Annotated in this window: 17 protein-coding genes; 7 read left to right on the top strand and 10 right to left on the bottom strand. The window is 70.5% G+C overall.

The features are described from left to right. Nucleotides 1–720: 720 nt before the first annotated feature. The 6 genes from ACLJQZ_RS03220 to ACLJQZ_RS03195 form a co-directional block, all read right to left on the bottom strand. Entirely contained in the window at nt 721–1,350 is a 630-nt protein-coding gene (locus tag ACLJQZ_RS03220) for an alpha-ketoglutarate-dependent dioxygenase AlkB family protein (protein WP_410618456.1), read from the bottom strand. A 54-nt stretch (nt 1,351–1,404) separates the two neighbouring features. Then, complete coding sequence (locus ACLJQZ_RS03215; RefSeq protein WP_410618455.1) at nt 1,405–2,463, bottom strand: zinc-binding dehydrogenase; 1,059 nt, start codon at nt 2,461–2,463, stop codon at nt 1,405–1,407. A 51-nt stretch (nt 2,464–2,514) separates the two neighbouring features. After that, a complete protein-coding gene (locus tag ACLJQZ_RS03210) occupies nt 2,515–2,859 on the bottom strand; it encodes a transcriptional regulator (protein WP_326944623.1) in 345 nt (114 codons plus the stop codon). A gap of 72 nt (nt 2,860–2,931) precedes the next feature. Then, nucleotides 2,932–3,765 carry an LLM class flavin-dependent oxidoreductase gene (locus ACLJQZ_RS03205; protein WP_410618454.1) on the bottom strand — a complete coding sequence of 278 codons (834 nt, stop codon included), beginning with the start codon at nt 3,763–3,765 and terminating at the stop codon, nt 2,932–2,934. Between the two features lie 68 nt (nt 3,766–3,833). Then, complete coding sequence (locus ACLJQZ_RS03200; protein ID WP_247058286.1) at nt 3,834–4,517, bottom strand: metal-dependent transcriptional regulator; 684 nt, start codon at nt 4,515–4,517, stop codon at nt 3,834–3,836. 39 nt (nt 4,518–4,556) lie between these two features. Then, nucleotides 4,557–4,997, bottom strand: a complete 441-nt coding sequence (locus ACLJQZ_RS03195) for a GNAT family N-acetyltransferase (RefSeq protein WP_410618453.1) — start codon at nt 4,995–4,997, stop codon at nt 4,557–4,559. Between the two features lie 58 nt (nt 4,998–5,055). Between ACLJQZ_RS03195 and ACLJQZ_RS03190 the strand changes: the two genes are divergently transcribed. After that, the gene (locus tag ACLJQZ_RS03190) at nt 5,056–5,391 is read left to right on the top strand and encodes a hypothetical protein (protein WP_410618452.1); all 336 of its coding nucleotides are present in this window, start codon (nt 5,056–5,058) and stop codon (nt 5,389–5,391) included. A 4-nt stretch (nt 5,392–5,395) separates the two neighbouring features. On the opposite strand, the gene ACLJQZ_RS03185 is transcribed toward ACLJQZ_RS03190, so the two are convergent. After that, a complete protein-coding gene (locus ACLJQZ_RS03185) occupies nt 5,396–6,979 on the bottom strand; it encodes an amidohydrolase (protein ID WP_410618451.1) in 1,584 nt (527 codons plus the stop codon). 102 nt (nt 6,980–7,081) lie between these two features. Between ACLJQZ_RS03185 and ACLJQZ_RS03180 the strand changes: the two genes are divergently transcribed. Genes ACLJQZ_RS03180 through ACLJQZ_RS03165 form a run of 4 tightly spaced genes read left to right on the top strand, consistent with a single transcriptional unit; the run spans nt 7,082 to nt 10,368 of the window. Continuing rightward, nucleotides 7,082–7,819 carry an enoyl-CoA hydratase/isomerase family protein gene (locus tag ACLJQZ_RS03180; protein WP_410618450.1) on the top strand — a complete coding sequence of 246 codons (738 nt, stop codon included), beginning with the start codon at nt 7,082–7,084 and terminating at the stop codon, nt 7,817–7,819. After that, entirely contained in the window at nt 7,816–9,357 is a 1,542-nt protein-coding gene (locus tag ACLJQZ_RS03175; protein WP_410618449.1) for an ATP-dependent acyl-CoA ligase, read from the top strand. The genes ACLJQZ_RS03180 and ACLJQZ_RS03175 overlap by 4 nt, the downstream gene beginning before the upstream one ends. Then, nucleotides 9,354–9,989, top strand: a complete 636-nt coding sequence (locus ACLJQZ_RS03170) for a TetR/AcrR family transcriptional regulator (RefSeq protein WP_328448452.1) — start codon at nt 9,354–9,356, stop codon at nt 9,987–9,989. Before ACLJQZ_RS03175 ends, ACLJQZ_RS03170 begins: the two co-directional genes overlap by 4 nt. A gap of 58 nt (nt 9,990–10,047) precedes the next feature. Then, entirely contained in the window at nt 10,048–10,368 is a 321-nt protein-coding gene (locus ACLJQZ_RS03165; protein ID WP_247058300.1) for a hypothetical protein, read from the top strand. A 68-nt stretch (nt 10,369–10,436) separates the two neighbouring features. On the opposite strand, the gene ACLJQZ_RS03160 is transcribed toward ACLJQZ_RS03165, so the two are convergent. Further along, nucleotides 10,437–11,606 carry an acyl-CoA dehydrogenase family protein gene (locus ACLJQZ_RS03160; RefSeq protein ID WP_326957413.1) on the bottom strand — a complete coding sequence of 390 codons (1,170 nt, stop codon included), beginning with the start codon at nt 11,604–11,606 and terminating at the stop codon, nt 10,437–10,439. Nucleotides 11,607–11,736: 130 nt separating this feature from the next. Here ACLJQZ_RS03160 and ACLJQZ_RS03155 point away from each other — a divergent pair, with 130 nt between their 5' ends. Next, entirely contained in the window at nt 11,737–12,423 is a 687-nt protein-coding gene (locus tag ACLJQZ_RS03155) for a 4'-phosphopantetheinyl transferase family protein (RefSeq protein WP_410618592.1), read from the top strand. A 111-nt stretch (nt 12,424–12,534) separates the two neighbouring features. On the opposite strand, the gene ACLJQZ_RS03150 is transcribed toward ACLJQZ_RS03155, so the two are convergent. After that, nucleotides 12,535–13,674 carry an isochorismate synthase MenF gene (locus tag ACLJQZ_RS03150; protein WP_410618448.1) on the bottom strand — a complete coding sequence of 380 codons (1,140 nt, stop codon included), beginning with the start codon at nt 13,672–13,674 and terminating at the stop codon, nt 12,535–12,537. 83 nt (nt 13,675–13,757) lie between these two features. Next, a complete protein-coding gene (gene mihF / locus ACLJQZ_RS03145; protein WP_026468624.1) occupies nt 13,758–14,069 on the bottom strand; it encodes an integration host factor, actinobacterial type in 312 nt (103 codons plus the stop codon). Between the two features lie 444 nt (nt 14,070–14,513). Between mihF and ACLJQZ_RS03140 the strand changes: the two genes are divergently transcribed. Continuing rightward, nucleotides 14,514–16,142 (top strand): long-chain fatty acid--CoA ligase, encoded by a 1,629-nt coding sequence (locus tag ACLJQZ_RS03140; RefSeq protein WP_410618446.1) that lies wholly within the window; start codon nt 14,514–14,516, stop codon nt 16,140–16,142. The last annotated feature ends 77 nt before the right edge of the window (nt 16,143–16,219 follow it).

The raw sequence follows: 16,219 nt of genomic DNA, 5'->3' as shown, positions 1-16,219 counted from the left end.
CGATCAAGCAATCCAACGAGGCCGGAGCCCGCCCAGTCCAAGCTGGTTCGCGAGCACACAGGTCGCGGTAGACGCGGCGACTGCCGCCTCCAACGTGTAGCCACGAGTGATCAAGAACCCGATGAAGGTCTGGATCGTGAGGACGAGAACGATGACGATCGTCCGACGTGACTGCCGACCGAGGCCCGGCGAGTCAGGATCCGGCGTGCAGGGCTCTCCCCTGCGAAACGGTGACACTAGAATGCAATCCCTTCTACTCTGCGGTCCAGGCGTGTTCGCCAGCAGCGACCGGAGTTGCAGCCCCGAGCGCGCGAACCCCGTGATTCTTACGCAAAGCAACAGCAAAAGGGAAGGATATCTACGGAGAGTAGTTAACTAGTGACAGATTTGAGGGGGTCACCGGCTGCAACCGGAGACCCCCTCGGCGAGACCGCCTAGACCAACAGACAGATCGCAGGATCCAGACTCGCCGATCGCCTGGCGATACGCAGCCAATGCCCAGCTACTGTCCAGTATATGTCCACTATTTGTCCAGTTTTAGGCTGCTGCCTACGGTCCGCAGCCTGGACTACTACCGGTCAGCACCCTGCTGGTCAGCACCTTGATGCCTCCAGGACTTCTTCCGCTGAAGTGTATTCCCTCATTGAGTCGCTACCCAGAAAGACAGAAGAATTCGACTACTGAACTGGCAGCGTCACTGCGAAAGTGGACGTATTCGCGCTAGCTGAACCCGGACACCCGCAGCGTGATGTTCAGCCGGCCGGTCAGGCCGAGCGCGGGGTCCGCCGTGCCCGGCAACGTCCGCGGGACGCCGTGGTAGGCGAACCGGGACGCCCCGCCGAAGACGAACAAGTCGCCCGAGTGCAGCTCGACGTCGGTGTACGGCCTGTTGCGCGACTCCGTGTTGCCGAAGCGGAAGACGCACGTGTCGCCGAGGCTGAGCGACACCACCGGGGCGGCGCTCTGCTCGTCCTTGTCCTGGTGCTGCCCCATCTTCGTCTTCGCGGCGTAGAAGTTGACCAAGGCGGTGTCGGGCTCGTAGCCCTCGGCCGGTTCGCCGTACGCGTCCGCCAGCGCGCGGCGGCCGAGGTCGCCGAGCCAGTCCGGGAACGGCAGCACCGGCCGGCCGTCGTCGGTCGTGCGCGAGTAGCCGTACGGGTACCAGTGCCAGCCGAGGCAGACGGTCTTGACCGACATCACGCCGCCGTTGGGGTAGGTGGTGTTGCGGTAGCCGGGCCAGCCGCGGCAGGCGGCGACGAGGTCGCGCTGCGCGTCGAAATCGAGCCAGTCGGGCAGGTGCACCGCACCCGGCGCCAGTTCGGCGCGGGGTCTCGGCAGAAGAGCGTCCACTACTTCGATTGTGCCAGCGACTGCCGCCGCCGACGTCCGGCAACGTGCCGTGGATCACGCACCGAACGTCACCACGGTGACGCCCGCTCGCGCCGGCACCGGGTCGTTCATCTCGGCCAGCGCGGCCGGGACGTCGTCGAGCCCGATCCGGCGGCCGATCAGCGCGGCCAGGTCGATGCCCGACGTCTCGACGACGCGCAGCAGCTCCGGGTACTCGTGGGCCTGCAGGCCGTGGATCCCGACCAGCTCCAGCTCGCCGCCGATGACCCGGTGCATCGGGATCGGCGCGACGCCCTGCGCCGGCGGCATCAGCCCGGCCTGGACGTGCCGCCCCCGCTTGCGGAGGCTGCCCACCGACGCCGCGCAGGTCGACGGCGAGCCGAGGCAGTCGAGCGAGACGTGCGTGCCGCCTTCGGTCAGCTCGCGCACGTGCGCGGCGACGGCTTCGTGGCCGTCGAACGCCGACGCGTCGACCGTCAGCGCCGCCCCCGACTTCGCCGCCAGCTCGAGCGCGGCCGGCGAGACGTCGACCGCGACCACCTTCGCCCCGGCCGCGACGGCGAGCAGCACGGCGGAGATCCCGACGCCGCCGCAGCCGTACACCGACACCCACTGCCCGGCGGTGACCCGGCCCTGCCGCAGCACCCCGCGGAACGCCGTGCCGAACCGGCAGCCCAGCGCCGCCGCCTCGGCCGCGCCGAGCGAGTCCGGCAGCGCCACCAGGTTCACCTCGGCGTGCCCGATCGCGACGCGCTCGGCGAACGACCCCCAGTGCGTCGCGCCCGGCTGGAACTCGCGGTCGCAGATCTGCTGGTCGCCGCGGGCGCACTGGGCGCACGTGCCGCAGGCGCAGACGAACGGCACGGTGACGCGCGCGCCGAGCGCCCAGCCGCGCACGCCGTCGCCGAGCGCGACGACGCGACCGGCGAGCTCGTGGCCGGCGACGTGCGGCAGTGTCACCGCGCTGTCATGTCCCTGCCACGTGTGCCAGTCGCTGCGGCACACGCCGGTGGCGTCGACCTCGATGACGGCCCCGCCGGGCGGCGCGACCGGTTCCGGCACGTCCCGGACCAGGGGCGGGACGCCGAACTCCGCCATCACCACTGCTCGCATGCCGCGAGCCTAACCGAGCCGCTCAGGTGAGCGGGTTTCCGTTGGCGCCGCTCAGTTGAGCGGCGGCGGCTGCGGGTGGAAGCGGGTCCGCGGCCGCGGAGGCCCGAGCAGTTTGCTGAGCGAACCATCGGGCACGTTGAGAATGTCCTCGAGGTTTCTCAGCGCCTCCAACGATTCCACCCGCTCGGGCCGGCACCGCCCGGACTGCCAGTGGCTGAGGGTGGCCAGGCTGACCGTGGTTCCCCTGCCGCGCAAGCGATAGCGGATCCGGTCGAGGCCGAGGCCGCGATGCCGGATCGCCGTCCGCAGTGCCACGGCGAAGGGCCCGACGGCCAGCAGCCGGTCGAGTTCCGCCTGTTCCCCCCGGTCGATCGTGTGTGTTCGCTGACCGGTCATCACATCGCTCCGAAGCACTCCCGAATACGAAAATTGGAGCGTAGGCCTGCTTCGGCGAGATCGGAAGACCACTCACCCACCTGCGAACGCCCCGGAAGTCCTGACGTGGTCCGCGATCGCGGCGAAGGGTGCCATGTGGCCGGAGTTGACCGTGACGTAGGAAATCCCCCACCGCTCCCGCCACCGGCGGAGGTTTTCCGTGGCACGGCCCGGATCCGACGGCAGCACGGTGACCGCACCCATCGCCGCCAGCTCGGGGAGGTCGACCCCGGCGAAGCGGACCACCTGCTGGGACGGCTCGTCACCGACGGCGATCAGGTTCAGCCCGAGCTCGATCTCCGGCAGCCGCGGCCCGGCGAGCGTTCGGAATCGATCCACAATGGACTGGGCCTGGTCTTCCGTGGTCGTGGGCGCCCACGAGAAGGTGACGATGTCGGCTTCTTGCGCGGCGAGCGCCAGCATTTTCGGCGCACTTGCGGCGAGCAGCAGCCGCGGCCGGTCGATCGATCGCTTGAGGAGCGCGATCGTTTCGGCCATCCGTGTGACGCGCTCACCCGGCGAGCCGAACTCCCGCCCGAGCACCGCGGCGTGCGCGTCGGCACCGGGCCGCCCGGCGCCCAGCCCGAGCTCGAATCGGCCCCCGGTCTGCTGGTGGAGGGTTTGCGCCTGCCAGTCGAGCACCCGCGCGTCCCGGAAGGGATCGGCGAGCACGAAGGTACCGAGGGTGATCCGCTCGGTGACCGCGGCGGCGGCCCCGAGCAGCACGAACGGGTCACCCCCGGAGACAGGATCGGTGGCGAGCAGGGTGTCGAAGCCAAGTGCCTCGGCCCGCCTCGCCTGAGCGGTCCAGGTACCGAGGTCAGGGGCATAACCGGCGACGATGCCGAAGCGGAACGGAGTGGTCATGCCGCCATGATCGGCGGCGCGGCGGTGTCACCACATCCGCTCCAGGACGTCACCCGGGCGTACGTCGGCTAGCGCAGCGTGACCGACAGGGCCTGCGCGATCTCCTTGCCGATCGCGTGGGTCGCCACCTCCGGCGGGGAGCCGACCTTGACCACCATCGGCCCGCCGAACGGCTGGCGCTCCACCACCTCGATGCGTTCGCCCAGGTTGATCGCGTGTTCGGTCAGGTAGCGCAGCAGCTCCGGGTCGGTGTCCCAGACCCGGACGATCTCGCCGACCGCGCCCGGCTCCAGGTCATCCAGGATGCGGACCGACAGCTCCTCAACGCTGCCGTCCGCGGCCGGGATCGGGTCGCCGTGCGGGTCGCGGACCGGGTTGCCGAGCTTGGCCGCGATGCGCTCGACCAGCCGGTCCGACACCGCGTGCTCCAGCGCGTCGGCCTCCGCGTGGACCTCGTCCCAGGTGTAGCCGAGCTCGGAGACCAGGTACGTCTCGATCAGCCGGTGCCGGCGCAGCACCGACCGCGCGAGCAGCCGGCCGTCGGCCGTGAGCTCGATGCCGCGGTAGGGCACGTGGGTGACCAGGCCGAGCTGGGACAGCTTCGTGACCATCCCCGACGCCGAGGACGGGCTGACCTCGAGCCGGCCGGCGAGCGAGGTGTTGGTGACGGGCTCACCGCGCTCGACCAGGCCGTAGATCACCCGGACGTAGTCCTCGACCGACGAGGATCTCCGGACCGAACCATCTCCCATGCCGCATACGATACGGGCCGCGTACTTTCGCCGTGCGCCTCACGGCCGCCAGCGGTAGCGGATCCAGCCGGGGACCGGTTCCGCGCCGAGCTGGGCGTAGAACGCCTCGCCTTTCTCGTTGCCCGCCTGCATGTCCCACTCGACGCGCCCGTCGGTGCGGGCGGCCAGCTCGGCGAGCAGCGCGCCCCCGAGGCCGTGGCGCCGCTGCGCGGGACGCACGAACAGGTCGTCCAGCCAGATCCCCGGCTTGGCCTCCCAGGTGGAGAAGTTCCAGCTGCAGAAGGCGAAGCCGGCGACCGTGCCGGGCTCGTCGGGCGGGGTCGCGATCAGCACCCAGGCCTTCGGTGCCGGCCCGAACAGGTGACCGCCCATCTCGGCGCGGTCCAGCTTGAGGTCGTGCTTGTCCTCGTAGACGGCGTGCTCCTCGATGAGCGCGCAGATCTCCTCGATGTCTTCGACGACGGCGTCGCGGACGGGCATTTCGCCTCCCGTTTCTGTCGGTGGTGGTCGTTAGGGTCGAGCGCGAAGGAGGTGGTCGATGGCACCCGAGGCGGCGTCATCCGAAAAGCGGTTCGAGGACCTGGTCGACGAGTTCACCGGACAACCGGGCATCACGCCACCCGGCGCGACCGGCGGGTTCGGGCGTGGCGCCCTGCGCGTCGGCGGCCGGATCTTCGTGATGTTCGTCCGCGGGCAGCTGGTGCTGAAGCTGCCGAAAGCGCGGGTGGACGAGCTGGTCGAGGGCGGGCACGGCGTCCGGTTCGACGCGAACAAGGGCACCCCGATGAAGGAATGGCTGGCCCTGGCGGCGGACTCACCGCAGCCGTGGCCCGCCCTGGCGAAGGAGGCACTCGAGTTCGTGGGAGGCGGGTGAGACATCAGGCCTGGTAACGCAGTTCGCCGCCGACGGCGGTGGCCAGCACGCTCAAGTCGTCCAAAGCGGACTCGTCCAGCGGCGAGCCGGAGAGCACGGCGAAGTCGGCGAGCTTCCCGGGCTCCAGCGTGCCCAGGTCCTGCTCGGCGAAACTCGCGTAGGCCGAGCCGTACGTGTACGCGCGCAGCGCCTGCTCCGGCGTCAGCGCCTCTTCCGGGGAGAAGGGCGCGCCGGATGCCGTCCGCCGGCGCACCATGTCCGCCAGGGCGAGCAGGGGCGCGCCGTCGACCACCGGGCGGTCCGACGACGCCGGGAGCACGCAGCCCGCGTCGAGCACGCTGCGCAGGCGGTAGCACCACGGCACGCGGGCCTCGCCGAGCGCGGCGCGCATCCCGTCGCCGAGCTCGTTGACGAACCGGCCCTGTGGTGACGGGATCAGGCCGAGCGAGGCGAGCCGGGTCAGCTCCGCGGGCTGAAGCACGGCGCAGTGCTCGATGCGGTGCCGGTGGTCCGCGCGTGGCGAAGCGGCCAACGCGGCTTCGTACGCGTCGAGGACGACGGTGATCGCGCGGTCGCCGATCGCGTGCGTCGCGATCTGCCAGCCGGCGTCGTGCGCCTTCCGGATCGTGCGGGCGATCTCGTCCTCGGGCACCTGGAAGTAGCCGCGGTTTTCGGGCTCGCCGTCGAACGGTTCGTGCATCGCGCAGGTGCGTCCGACCAGGGAACCGTCGGCGAACAGCTTCATCGGGCCGACGCGCAGCCACTCGTCGCCGAGGCCGGTGCGCAGGCCGAGGTCGAGCCCGAACCCGGCGCCGTCCGGCAGGTCGTGGAGCACGCTCGCGGCGACCATCACCGTGCTGCGCACGCGCAGCACGCCGCGGTCGCGCGCGACCTGGTAAGCGGCCAGTTCGGCGGGTGTCTCGCCGACCAGCCCGCCGCCGATCCCGGCCTCCTGGACGCTCGTGATGCCCTCGGAGAGGTACCGCTCCGACGCCCGGTCGAGGCCCCGGACGACCTGCTCCACCGGCGTCGGGTAGGTCAGCGGCCGCAGCAGCAGCTGGGCCTGCTCGCGCAACAGCCCGGTCGGCGAGCCGTCGGCGTGCACGACGTCGCCGCCGACCGGAACGTGCGCCAGGTCCAGCTGGTCCAGCACCGCCGAGTTGACCACCGTCATGTGCCCGGACGTGTGCTTGAGCCGGACCAGCATCCCGGGCGCCGCGCGGTCGAGGCCGCGCCGGTCCGGGTGCCCGCCGGCGAGCTTGTTCTGGTCGTACCCGCTCCCGATCACCCAGCTGCCGGGCGGCAGCGTCGCGGCCCGCGCGGCGACGGCGTCGTAGACCTCCTCGACGCTGCGGCAGCCGCCGAGCGGGACGTCGTCGAGGGCCATCCCGAACCAGGCCATGTGGTTGTGCGCGTCGTGGAACCCTGGCACGACGAACCCGCCGCCGAGGTCGACGCGGCGGCGCGCGGACACCCCGAGAGCGTCCTCCCCCAGCGCGACGACCCGGCCGTGCAGCACAGCGAGTGCGCTGGTCAAGCCCGTACCCGTCCACACCAGGGCGTTCTCGTAGACCGCATCGACCCGCATCCTCCGCCTTCCTCCCCACCGCCACCCTCAACGGAGGCGCTTCGCGCCGCGGCTTCATTCGAAGGCTATCGATCGATCGATCGAACGTCTAGCATCGCCCTCATGCCCACCGTGGACTTCGCCGTCGAAGACGGCATCGCGCACATCCGGCTCAACCGGCCCGAGCGGCTGAACGCGGTCGCCGCCGTGCTGGTCGACGACTTCCTCGCCGCCCTCGACGCCGCCGCCCGCAGTGACGCGCGCGTCGTCGTGCTGTCCGGCAACGGCCGGGCCTTCTGCGCCGGCCATGACCTCAAGGAGCCCACCCCTGACGGTGATTCGCGGGCGCGCCTGGACCGGCTCCAGGACGTCACGCGGCGGCTGCGCGCGCTACGCCAGCCGGTGATCGCCGCGGTGCACGGCTACGCGATCGGCGCGGGCGCCGAGTTCGCGCTCGGCTGCGACCTGATCCTGGCGGCCGAGGACGCGGTGTTCGCGTTCCCCGAGGTCTCGCTGGGCCTGAGCGTCACCGGCGCGGCGTCGCGGCTGCTGCCGCTGCTCGTCGGCCCGCTCAAGGCGAAGGAGCTGCTGCTGCTCGGCGAGCGCTTCGACGGCCGGAAAGCGGCGGAGCTGGGCATGGTCAACACGGCCGTGCCCGCCGATCAGCTCCAGTCCGAGGCGCGGAGCTGGGCGAAGCGGATCGCCGAGCACCCACCGGCCGCCGCCGCGATGGCGAAGCGCGTCCTCGACACCCCGATCGACGTCGAGCCCGCGCTGGAGCTGGAAGTCAGCCACGCGCTGATCACCGAGCACTCGGCCGCGGTCGCCGCGTCCACGGAGGCCTTCCGGAGCCGGACGTGACGCCCCTGGCCGAGATCGGGACGCTCGCCCAGCTCGTCACGCGGGCCGCCGAACTGTGGCCGGAACGGACGGCGTGGATCTTCGACCAAGGAGACCAGCGCTTCACCTTCGCCGAGGTCGACGCCGAAACTTCGCGCATCGCCGCCGCGCTGACCGAACGCGGCGTCGGCCCGGGCGACCGGGTCGCCGTGATGCTGCGCAACGTGCCCGCGTTCCCGCTGATCTGGCTCGGCCTGGCCAAGATCGGCGCGCTGCTGGTGCCGATCAACACGAACTACCGCGAGTTCGACGGCGCCCACGTGCTCCGCCACTCCGGCGCCCGGCTCGCGATCGCCGCCGAGGAGTTCGTGGACCTGCTCACGCGCATCGCCCCGGAAACCAGCCTCGCCGAAGTCGTCACCCCGGACGCTCTCCAAACGGCACTTTCCCGTGAAAGTGCCGCCTTCACGCCGGTGCCGGAAACGCCGGTGAACCTCCAGTACACCTCGGGCACGACCGGCGCCCCCAAGGGCTGCGTGCTGCCGAACCGGTACTGGACCACCCTCGCGATCAGCCTCGCCACCGACTTCCCGGCCGTCGGCGCGGACGACGTCATCCTGACCGCACAGCCGTTCCACTACATCGATCCACAGTGGAACGTCGCGCTGGGCCTGGCCGGCGGCGCCACGCTCGTGGTGCTGGACCGGTTCCACCCCAGCACGTTCTGGGCGAAGGTCCGCGAGCACGGCGTCACGTGGTTCTACTGCCTGGGCCTGATGCCGGCGCTGCTGCTGCGCCAGGAACCGGCCGACGCCGATCGCGACCACAAGGTCCGCGCGATCCACGCGTCCGCGATCCCGCTCGACCTGCACGCCGAGCTGGAGCGGCGCTGGGGCGTGCCGTGGTTCGAGGCGTTCGGGATGACCGAGACGGGCAGCGACATCCGGGTGGGCGCCGCCGACCACGACGAGACCGTCGGCACCGGCTGCATCGGCCGGCCGAGCCGCGACCGCGAGGTGATGATCGCCGGGCCCGGCGGGGAACCGTTGCCGCGCGGAGAAACCGGGCAGCTGCTGATCCGCGGGATCGGCCTGATGCACGGCTACCACGCGGACGCGGTGGCGACCGCGAAGGCGTTCGAGAACGGCTGGTTCCACACCGGCGACCTGGCCCGGATGGACGACGCGGGCCGCGTCTACTACGTCGGCCGCACGAAGGACATGATCCGCCGCAGCGGTGAGAACGTCTCCGCCGACGAGGTCGAACGCGCGCTGCTGCTGCACCCGGCGGTGCGCGTGGCGGCCGTCATAGCGGTGCCGGACGAGCTGCGCGGCGAGGAGATCAAGGCGTACGTCGTGTGCGACGGCGAGCGTCCCGAACCGGCCGCGCTGACGGCGTTCTGCGCGGAAAAGCTGGCCTACTTCAAGGTTCCCCGGTTCTGGGCGTTCGCGGACGAGCTGCCGCTGACGCCGTCGGAGCGCGTCGCCAAGGGCGAGCTGCGGAAGGTGGCCGACCTGCGCGCCGGCGCCTGGGACGCGAAGGTGGAGAGATGGCTGTGAGCAGTCGCGACCGGGTGCGCGCGGCGGCCGTGAAACTGTTCGCCACCAAGGGTTTCCACGGCACCGGCATCCGGGACCTGGCCCAGGAGGCGGAGCTTTCGTCGGCGAGCCTGTACCACTACATGGGCACCAAGGAGGATCTGCTCGCGGAAATCATGCACACCGCGCTGAACCGCCTCCTCGACGCCGCCCGCGAAGCGACCGCCGGCAGCCCCGACCCGGTGCACCGGCTGCGCACGCTGGTGGCCCTGCACGTGCTCGCGCACGCGGTCGGCCCGGCGGAAACCCGGGTGGTGGACAACGAAGTCGACGTCCTGTCCCCGGCGGCGCGCGAGCCGGTCGTGGCACTGCGCGACGGTTACGAGCGGCTTTGGGCCGCGGCCATCGACGAAGGCGTCGCGGCCGGGGTGTTCCACACCGAACACCCGGCGGTGACCCGGCTGGCGCTGCTGGAGATGTGCAGTGGTGTCGCGCGGTGGTATTCCCCGCGCGGCCCGCTCGCGCTGGACCAGCTCGCCGAGCACTACGCGGAGCTGGCGTCACGGGCGCTGGGCTGCACGTCGGCGCCCGGCGTGAGCAACCTGGCACGGTGCCGTGAAATCATCGCCAAAGAGTGGGGGCTGTCCGTTTAGCGCCGGTTTTACCTGAGTACGCCTTGCTCAGACGGCGCGCGTGGGGGACGCTCGAAGGGTGACTGAGGAAACGATCCAACTGGAACTGGACGACTCGGGTCTCGCGCCGGGCCTCCCGACGCCGGCAAACCCCCGCGATCAGGTGCAGGACGTGCCCTACCGCCCCGTCGAGTTCCGCGATGACGATCTCCCCACCGCCCTGGAGCGGTGCTCCAAGTGGCTACGGCAGGCGCAGGAGTGGCTGGGCGAGCCCCTCGACGTCCTGGCCATCCACCTCGACTACGACGACCGCCAGGGTTCGCCGTACTACGACGTGAAGCTGCTGTGCAACGAAGAGGACCTGGCCGGCGTACCGATCGCCATCCGCAACAAGAAGTAGCTCCAACCGCCGTCAAGGCCACTTCCCGGAGGTTCGGGAGGTGGCCTTGACCGCGTTCCGGGGGGGCCTCAGCCGAGGACGCCGCCGACCTTCACGTGCCCCTTGAGCAGGTTGCGCGCGATCGTGCGGCGCTGGATCTCGTCCGTGCCCTCGTAGATGCGCAGCAGCCGCAGCTCGCGGTACCAGCGCTCGACCGGCAGTTCCCGCGTGTAGCCCATGCCGCCGTGGATCTGCATGACGCGGTCGACGATTTCGTTGGCCTTCTGGCCGCCGTACAGCTTCGCCATCGACTGCGCGTGCCGCGAGTCGACGCCCTGGTCGACCTGCCAGGCGGCGCTGAGCACCAGCCAGCGCAGGGCTTCCAGTTCGACGCCGGAGTCGGCGATCATCCACTGGATGGCCTGCCGCTCGGCGATCTTCTGCCCGAACGTCTCCCGGGTGTTGGCGTACTCGATGGCCATCGAGATCAGCCGCTCGCACGAACCGATCGCGCGCGCCGGCAGCAGGTAGCGGCCCTGGCCGATCCACTGCATGGCCAGCTCGAAACCGCGGCCCTCCTCACCGAGGATCTGCGTCTCGGGGACGCGGACGTCCTGGAAGATGAGCGACGCCGGGCCCCACTCGCCCATCGTGTCGATGTACTCGGACTTCCAGCCGGCCTCGCGGTCGACCAGGAAGCACGTGACACCGCCGTTCGCGCCCTTCTCGGGGTCGGTGATGGCGAAGACCATGGTGAAGTCGGCTTCGTTGCCGCCGGTGATGAAGGTCTTCTCGCCGTTGATGACCCAGTCCGTGCCGTCCTTGCGCGCGGTCGCCCGGATGGCCTTCGCGTCGGATCCGGCGCCCGGCTCGGTGATCGCGAAGCAGGACTTGCGCTCGCCCGAGATGGTCGGCAGCAGGTAGGCCTGCTTCTGCTCCTCGTTGGCGTGGAACAGGATGTTGTCCGCGGCGCCGCCGAAGCGGAACGGCACGAAGGTGCGGCCGAGCTCGGCTTCGAGCAGCGCGGCCATCACGGCGGACATGCCCATGCCGCCGTACTCCTCCGGCGTCAGGATGCCCCAGAAGCCGGACTCCTTGGCCTTCAGCTGGAGGTCCTTCAGCTCCTCGCCGGTGAGGCCGGGCTGGTGCGCGCGCTCGCGCCGCAGGACCTCCTGCTCGAGCGGAACCAGCTCGCGCTGGACGAACGTGCGGACCCAGTCGCGCACTTCCCGTTCTTCGGTGCTGAGAGAAAAGTCCATGGGTGAGCTGCTCCTCCGACACTGGCTAAGCGCTTGCTTAGTCAAGAGTACCCGCTGAGTGTGGCATTACCCCAGTCCTGCACCCGAATTCGTGACAACCGGCGTGGCACCGGGAAGAATCGGGGGTGTGATGGAGATCGTGGTCCGCTGGTCAGCGCCGTTGCCCGCCGAGCCGCGCTTCCTGCGCCTGCTGGACGACGTCGAGCAGGACCGGTTCGGGGCGTACCGGCAGGACGCGGACAAACGCCGGTTCCTCACCGGCCGCGTCCTGGCGAAGACGGTCACGGCCGAGCGCCTGGGCATCCCGCTGGAGTCGGTGAAGTTCGACGCGACCTGCGACGACTGCGGCAAGCCGCACGGCAGGCCACGCGTCCCGGGCGCGGACCTGACGTTGTCCATCTCACACTCGGGCGACCTGATCGGCCTCGCGGCCACCCCGGCGGTCCCGGTCGGCCTCGACGTCGAGACGGCGACGCGCAAGGCCGACGAGGGCCTCATCGACTACGCGCTGAGCCCCGCCGAGGCCCAGCACCTGACCGGGCTGTCGGGGGAAGAGAAGGCGCGCGCGTTCTTCGTCTACTGGACGCGCAAGGAGGCCGTGATGAAGGCCACGGGCAAGGGCCTGAAGATCCCGCTGCAGAGCATCACGTTCTCCCGCTACGACGAGCCGGCCCGCCTGATCACCTCGGGCGACCCGGCCCTGGACCCGGCCCGCACGAGCCTGTCGGACCTGAAGGCCGCGGACGGCTACCGCGCGGCGATCGCCGTCCTGACCACCGAAGAGCTGTCGGTGACCGAGGAACACTGGGTCCCCTGACGCAGGCCCCGAACGCCCCAATGTGGCGTTGGGTGCGCTCAACGCACCCAATGTGGCGTTCGGTGCGTCCAACGCACCCAACGCCACATTGGGGCGATTGGGGTGCTCGGGTCAGAGGCTGTCTTCCAGGCCCATCGCCGTCAGCAGGGTCCGGAACTTCGCCGTCGTCTCGTCCAGTTCCGCCCTCGGGTCCGATGCCGGGACGATGCCGCCGCCCGCGTACAGCCGCATCGACGTCGACGCGATCTCGGCGCAGCGGATCGCCACCGCCCACTCGCCGTCGCCCGTGGCGTCCACCCAGCCGACCGCGCCCGCGTAGTAGTCGCGGTCGAACGGCTCCAGCTCCTGGACCAGGTCGCGGGCGCCCTCGGTCGGGGTGCCGCAGATCGCCGGGGTCGGGTGGAGTGCCGCCGCGAGGTCGAGGGCCGTGACGTCCGGGTCGGCCAGCTCGCCGGTAATCGGCGTGCGCAGGTGCCAGATGGCCGGCGTCGTCACCAGCTCCGGCTCGGCCGGGACCTCCAGCGTCCGGCAGAACGGCCGCAGTGCCTCGACGACGTAGTCGATGACCACGGCGTGCTCGAGCTGGTCCTTGCGGGACGTCCGCAGCGCCTCGCCGTGGGCCCGGTCGGTCGCCGGGTCGGCTGAGCGCGGCATCGAGCCGGCGTGCGGGCTGGAGAACACCGTCGACCCGGTGCGGCGCAGCAGCAGCTCGGGCGTCGCGCCGACGAGCGTCCGGCCGCCGGGCAGCTCGGCCGCGTAGGTGAAGTGCCGGGGGTTGCCGACCGCCAGGTTGCGCACGATGCTCTCGGCGACCAAGGGGGCGGCGAACTCGAGGTCGAGCGCGCGGGCCAGGACGGCTTTCCGCAGGTCACGCTCACGAAGAGCGTCGACGGCGGCGCGCACCGAAGCCATGTGCTGCTCGGGTGAGGGCACCGCACGCACGCGCGACGGCGCCGGCAGGACCTCACGGGGCAGCGAAGGAGCGCCTTCGGACCGGTGGACGGTCCGCGGCACGACCAGGTGACCCGGCACCTTCGTGTCAGGCCCGGTGTCGAACGGCAGGACGCCTACCGCGAGCGGAGCACCGGTCTCGGCGAGGACGCCGGGAAGCGCCGAGGCGAGCCGGCGGGGGTCCGTCTCGGTGACGGTCCGGAGGGTGCCCTGCGCCAGGAGTGCGCGCCGGGCGGTCGTGAACAGGAAGTCGCCGCGCTGGTAGCGGGCGGCCAAATCGGCAACCGGGAGTTCGTCCACCACTCCAGAGTCCCAGGATCCGGGAGATCCGCGAGGGAAGTGTCACGAGCGACACTCCCCCCACGGTCAGCTCCTGGTGACGGCTACTTGAGCGCGTCGATGAGCGCCTCGCGCTGGCGCTCGCCCAGGCCGGCGGCGCGCCGGTCCGGGTCGATGCCGGCCTGCTCGAGCAGGGCGGCGACCTTCACCGCGCCGAGGCCGGGAACGGCCTTCAGCAGCTGGGTGACCTTCGTCTTCCCGATCGTCTTGTTCTCCTTGGCCTGCTTGAGCACCTTTTCGATGCTCTCCTTGCCGGACTTGATCGACGCGAGCAGCTCCGAACGCGCCTTGCGAGCCTCGGCCGCCTTGGCGAGTGCATCGGCGCGCTGCTCCGGAGTCAACGTAGGCAGAGCCAACGTAGTAGTCCTTTCCTCTCAGGTCTCCGCTTTCGCGGCCGACGGCTTTTTGCTGTGCTTGCTGCTGCAAGCGCTGGCCAGCCGTCCCTTACCACGGCCCCAGTAAACGCCACCGGGATCGCGGCCGTGCAACCGACACGCACTTATTACCCCTGGAGGTGATGCCGGGCAACCCGCTCCGGCCTGCGGAAACGCTCCCAATCCGCGTCCCGAGTGGCCTGACTCACCCGGAAGTGAAGCCTCCACTACGCCCCGAATTCGCGCTTATTTCCTTACATACAAGGAAAAGGGCCAGATCCGATGATCATGATCACCGTTCGGTCGTCCCGCGATCGGGCGACGACCGTGACCGAACGGAGCCATTGTTGACCATGCCCGCTTCACCCGATCCGCACTAGAGTCGGCTCAACCCCAGTTCACCGGCGAACACCCCCGGGAGTGACCATGTTGAGCACCATGCAGGAGGGCCAGCTGTCGCTGGCGAACCTGCTCCGCCACGGCACGTCGGTGCACTCGGCGAGCGAAGTCGTCACCTGGACCGGTTCAGAAGCCCGGCGCGAGACCTACGGCGAGCTGGGCCGCAACGCCGCCCGCCTCGCGAACGCGCTCCGGAGCCTCGGCATCACCGGCGACCAGCGCGTCGGCACGTTCATGTGGAACAACGCCGAGCACCTGGCCGCCTACCTGGCCGTCCCGGCCATGGGCGCCGTGCTGCACACCCTGAACATCCGCCTGTTCCCCGAGCAGCTGGTCTTCGTGGCCAACCACGCCGAGGACCAGGTCGTCATCGTCGACGGCACGCTGGTCCCGCTGCTGGCCAAGCAGCTGCCGGAGTTCAAGACCGTCCGGCACGTCATCGTGGCCAACGGCGACGCGTCGGCGCTCGAAGCCCCGGCCGGCGTCGAGGTGCACTCCTACGCCGAGCTGCTCGCCGGTCAACCGGACACCTTCGACTGGCCGGAGATCGACGAGCGCTCCGCGGCCGCGATGTGTTACACGTCGGGCACAACGGGTGACCCCAAGGGCGTCGTCTACTCGCACCGGTCGATCTGGCTGCACTCGATGCAGGTCTGCATGAGCGACAGCATGAACCTCGCCCAGCACGACAAGGCGCTGGCCATCGTGCCGATGTTCCACGCGATGGCGTGGGGCCTGCCGTACGCGGCGCTGATGGTCGGCGCGACGCTGGTCATGCCGGACCGGTTCCTCCAGCCCGCCCCGATCGCCGCGCTGCTGGCCGAGGTCAAGCCGACGTTCGCCGGCGCGGTCCCGACCGTCTGGCAGGGCCTGCTCGCCCACCTCGAAGCGCACCCCCAGGACATCTCGCACCTGCGTGAGGTCGTGGTCGGCGGCTCGGCCGTGCCGCCGTCGCTGATGCACGCGTTCCAGGAGCGCCACAACGTGCCGATCCTGCACGCCTGGGGCATGACCGAGACGTCGCCGCTGGGCAGCGTCGCGCGGCCGCCGGCGTCGGCGACCGGCGACGAGGCCTGGCGCTACCGCTACACGCAGGGCCGCTTCCCGGCGTCCGTGCGCGCCCGGCTCATCGGCGACTCGGGCGAGGTGCTGCCCTGGGACAACGAGGCCGTCGGCGAGCTGGAAGTCCAGGGCCCGTGGATCGCCGGCGCCTACTACGGCGGAGACGACATCGACCCGGAGAAGTTCCACGACGGCTGGCTGCGCACCGGTGACGTCGGCAAGGTGAGCTCGGACGGCTTCCTGACGCTGACCGACCGCGCCAAGGACGTCATCAAGTCCGGCGGCGAGTGGATCTCGTCGGTCGACCTGGAGAACCAGGTCATGGGCCACCCGGCGGTGGCCGAGGCCGCGGTCGTCGGCATCCCGGACGAGAAGTGGGACGAGCGGCCGCTGGTCGCCGTCGTGCTCAAGGAAGGCCAGACGGCCACACCCGAGGAGCTGCGCGAGTTCCTCAGCGACAAGGTCGCGAAGTGGCAGCTGCCGGAAAACTGGACCTTCGTGGACGAAGTGCCCAAGACGAGCGTCGGCAAGTTCGACAAGAAGCGGATCCGCGCGTCCTACTCCGAGGGAAAGCTCGACATCTCACAGCTCTAACGGGTAAATCTCCGGCGTGGCTTCAGTTCCGTGAATGGCACATTGAGGGACTCTGAGTCCCTCAATGTGCCATTCAC

The sequence above is a fragment of the Amycolatopsis sp. cmx-8-4 genome (assembly GCF_046548675.1).
In the GTDB taxonomy this organism is placed as follows: domain Bacteria; phylum Actinomycetota; class Actinomycetes; order Mycobacteriales; family Pseudonocardiaceae; genus Amycolatopsis.
Note: the sequence above shows the minus strand (reverse complement) of the source record. Positions and strands in the feature narration are given on the sequence as shown.

Bases quoted from the DNA above. Each gene is read 5' to 3' on its own strand.
- ACLJQZ_RS03215 (WP_410618455.1), bottom strand. From the start codon at position 2,463: ATGCGAGCAGTGGTGATGGCGGAGTTCGGCGTCCCGCCCCTGGTCCGG.
- ACLJQZ_RS03210 (WP_326944623.1), bottom strand. From the start codon at position 2,859: ATGACCGGTCAGCGAACACACACGATCGACCGGGGGGAACAGGCGGAA.
- ACLJQZ_RS03205 (WP_410618454.1), bottom strand. From the start codon at position 3,765: ATGACCACTCCGTTCCGCTTCGGCATCGTCGCCGGTTATGCCCCTGAC.
- ACLJQZ_RS03200 (WP_247058286.1), bottom strand. From the start codon at position 4,517: ATGGGAGATGGTTCGGTCCGGAGATCCTCGTCGGTCGAGGACTACGTC.
- ACLJQZ_RS03195 (WP_410618453.1), bottom strand. From the start codon at position 4,997: ATGCCCGTCCGCGACGCCGTCGTCGAAGACATCGAGGAGATCTGCGCG.
- ACLJQZ_RS03190 (WP_410618452.1), top strand. From the start codon at position 5,056: ATGGCACCCGAGGCGGCGTCATCCGAAAAGCGGTTCGAGGACCTGGTC.
- ACLJQZ_RS03185 (WP_410618451.1), bottom strand. From the start codon at position 6,979: ATGCGGGTCGATGCGGTCTACGAGAACGCCCTGGTGTGGACGGGTACG.
- ACLJQZ_RS03180 (WP_410618450.1), top strand. From the start codon at position 7,082: ATGCCCACCGTGGACTTCGCCGTCGAAGACGGCATCGCGCACATCCGG.
- ACLJQZ_RS03160 (WP_326957413.1), bottom strand. From the start codon at position 11,606: ATGGACTTTTCTCTCAGCACCGAAGAACGGGAAGTGCGCGACTGGGTC.
- ACLJQZ_RS03155 (WP_410618592.1), top strand. From the start codon at position 11,737: ATGGAGATCGTGGTCCGCTGGTCAGCGCCGTTGCCCGCCGAGCCGCGC.
- ACLJQZ_RS03140 (WP_410618446.1), top strand. From the start codon at position 14,514: ATGTTGAGCACCATGCAGGAGGGCCAGCTGTCGCTGGCGAACCTGCTC.